The sequence below is a fragment of the Actinotalea ferrariae CF5-4 genome, from assembly GCF_000603945.1.
GTDB classification, from domain to species: domain Bacteria; phylum Actinomycetota; class Actinomycetes; order Actinomycetales; family Cellulomonadaceae; genus Actinotalea; species Actinotalea ferrariae.
Genome location: NZ_AXCW01000405.1, coordinates 1 through 2,288, shown reverse-complemented (window position 1 = coordinate 2,288; position 2,288 = coordinate 1). Strand labels below are relative to the sequence as shown.

Here is a 2,288-nt window from a genome sequence, read left to right as displayed (position 1 = left end):
TGGGACGTCCTGCCGGGTAGGCCGGGCGCGCGGACGACGACGACGGGCCTGGCGCTCGTCACCACCCCGGCCGACCGGCCCGGCTCCCTCCCCGCCCTGCGCGTGCGCGCGTCGGGGGTCGGCGCCGTGCCGGGCGGGGACGGCGTGCTGCAGGTGGTCGTGGGCGACGAGGTGCCCGACGACGTCGGCCGGGCGCACGCCGTCGTCGTCGAGGCGAACGTCGACGACCTGGACCCGCGGCTGTGGCCCGACGTCGTGGCCGCGCTGCTGGCGGCCGGGGCCTCCGACGCGTGGCTGACGCCGATCCTCATGAAGAAGGGCCGGCCCGCGCACACGGTCCACGTGCTGTGCCCCCCGGCCCTCCTCGAGCGCGTGGGGGACGTCCTGTGGCGGCACACGACGACTCTCGGGTGGCGCGCGACGCCCGTCGCCAAGCACGTCCTGGACCGCACGTGGGTCGAGGTGACGACCGACGCCGGTCCCGTGCGGGTCAAGCTGGGCGTGCGCGACGGCGTCGTGGTGCAGGCGATGCCGGAGTACGAGGACGTGCGGCGCGCGGCGGAGGACGCCGGCGTGCCCGTCCGCGACGTGCTCGCGGACGCCCACGCGGCGGCGCACCGGGCGGGGCTGCGCCCCGGCGCGCCCGCCCCCTGACGCAGGACCGCCCGGCGGGTGCCGGGCTCGGCTCAGACCGGGGCGGCGATCTGGGCGGCCATGTGGCCGGCCCCGTAGCCGTTGTCGATGTTGACGACGGCGACGCCCGGCGCGCACGCGTTGAGCATGGTGAGCAGCGGCGCCAGGCCGCCGAACGCGGCGCCGTAGCCGACCGACGTCGGCACCGCGATGACCGGCGCGGTGACCAGTCCCGCGACGACGCCCGGCAGGGCGCCGTCCATCCCGGCGGCCACCACGATCGCCCGCGCCTCGCGCAGCACCTCGAGCCGTCCGAGGATCCGGTGCAGCCCGGCGACGCCCACGTCCGCGATCGTGCGGGTCTCCCGGCCCAGGTGGCGGGCCGTCAGCGCCGCCTCCCGCGCGACGGGCAGGTCCGACGTCCCCGCGGCGACGACGACGACGAGCCCGCCGGTCGGCTCCGGCGGCTCCCCCGGCCAGGCGACGAGCCGGGCGACCGGGTCGTACGCGGCACCGGGCAGCTGCTCCAGGAGCACGGCCACCTGGTCCTCGCGGACGCGGGTGAACAGGGTGCGTGACTCGCGCGCCGCGAGCTCACCGGCGATGCCGTGGAGGTGCTCGACGGTCTTGCCGTCGCACAGCACCGCCTCGGCGAGCCCGCGGCGCGCGAGTCGGTCGTGGTCGAGGGTCGCGTAGTCCGCGAGCTCCTCGGGCGGCGTCCAGCCGCGGGGGTCGGGCGTCATGGCGGTCAGCCTGTCAGCCCGTGCCGGGTCACCAGGGGCAGGGTGAACGCGCCGGACTGGATGCCCGCCAGGTCGACCGCCACGAACCGGAACCCGGCGGCACGGACCGCCGCGAGCACCGCCTCCCGCAGCCCGTCGCCCGACACCGCGGCGATGTCCGCCGTCGGCACCTCGAGCCGCGCGATCTCCCCGTGGTGCCGCACCCGGACGTCACCGAGCCCCAGACGACGCAGGGCGGACTCCGCCTGCTCCACCTGACGGAGCTTCTCCGGCGTGACCTCCTCGTGGTGCGGGATCCGGGACGCGAGGCAGGGGGCGGCCGGCTTGTCCGCGCTCGGCAGCCCGAAGGCCCGGGCCAGACGCCGGACGCCCGCCTTGTCCACGCCCGCCTCGGCGAGGGGGCGCAGGACGGCGTGCTCGGTGGCGGCCCGGCTGCCCGGCCGGTCGGGCCGGCGCGCGTCGTCGGCGTTCTCGCCGTAGGCCACGGCGGTCAGGCCGTGGGCCTGCGCGAGGGCCCGGTCGATCGTCGCGAAGAGCTCCTTCTTGCAGAAGTAGCAGCGGTCCGGGCCGTTGCGCCGGTAGTCCGGGTCGTCGCCCTCGGCCGTGCGGACCTCCACCACGGGCGCGCCGATGACGCGGGCCACCTCGTGCGCGGCCCGCCGCTCGTCCTCCGCGAGGCTCGGGGACACACCCAGCACCCCGACGACGCGCTGCGCCCCGAGGGCGTGGACCGCCAGGGCGAGCAGCACCGAGGAGTCGACCCCGCCGGAGAACGCGACGCCGAGGCGCCCCGTCCCCACGGCCGCGGTGAGCGCGGCGCCGACCCGGTCGACGACTGCGGTGTCGGCCGGGGTCAGCTCCAGGGTGCGAGGGACCATCAGGCGGGCGTCTCGGTGCGGTCGGTGGACCACT

3 protein-coding genes are annotated in these 2,288 nt (G+C 77.7%); 1 reads left to right on the top strand and 2 read right to left on the bottom strand.

The window, feature by feature from the left end; translation table 11 throughout:
• A partial coding sequence (gene larC2 / locus N866_RS18260) for a nickel pincer cofactor biosynthesis protein LarC2 (protein ID WP_034229408.1) occupies positions 1-654 on the top strand: 654 nt, incomplete at its 5' end.
• Between the two features lie 32 nt (positions 655-686).
• Here the strand turns inward: larC2 and larB are convergent.
• Entirely contained in the window at positions 687-1,376 is a 690-nt protein-coding gene (gene larB, locus N866_RS18255) for a nickel pincer cofactor biosynthesis protein LarB (protein WP_034229406.1), read from the bottom strand.
• A gap of 5 nt (positions 1,377-1,381) precedes the next feature.
• Positions 1,382-2,288 (bottom strand): ATP-dependent sacrificial sulfur transferase LarE (gene larE, locus N866_RS18250; RefSeq protein WP_425393980.1); only part of this gene is annotated, 907 nt, incomplete at its 5' end.

Excerpts from the sequence above, each read along its gene's own strand:
- larB (WP_034229406.1), bottom strand. The coding sequence starts at position 1,376 with ATGACGCCCGACCCCCGCGGCTGGACGCCGCCCGAGGAGCTCGCGGAC.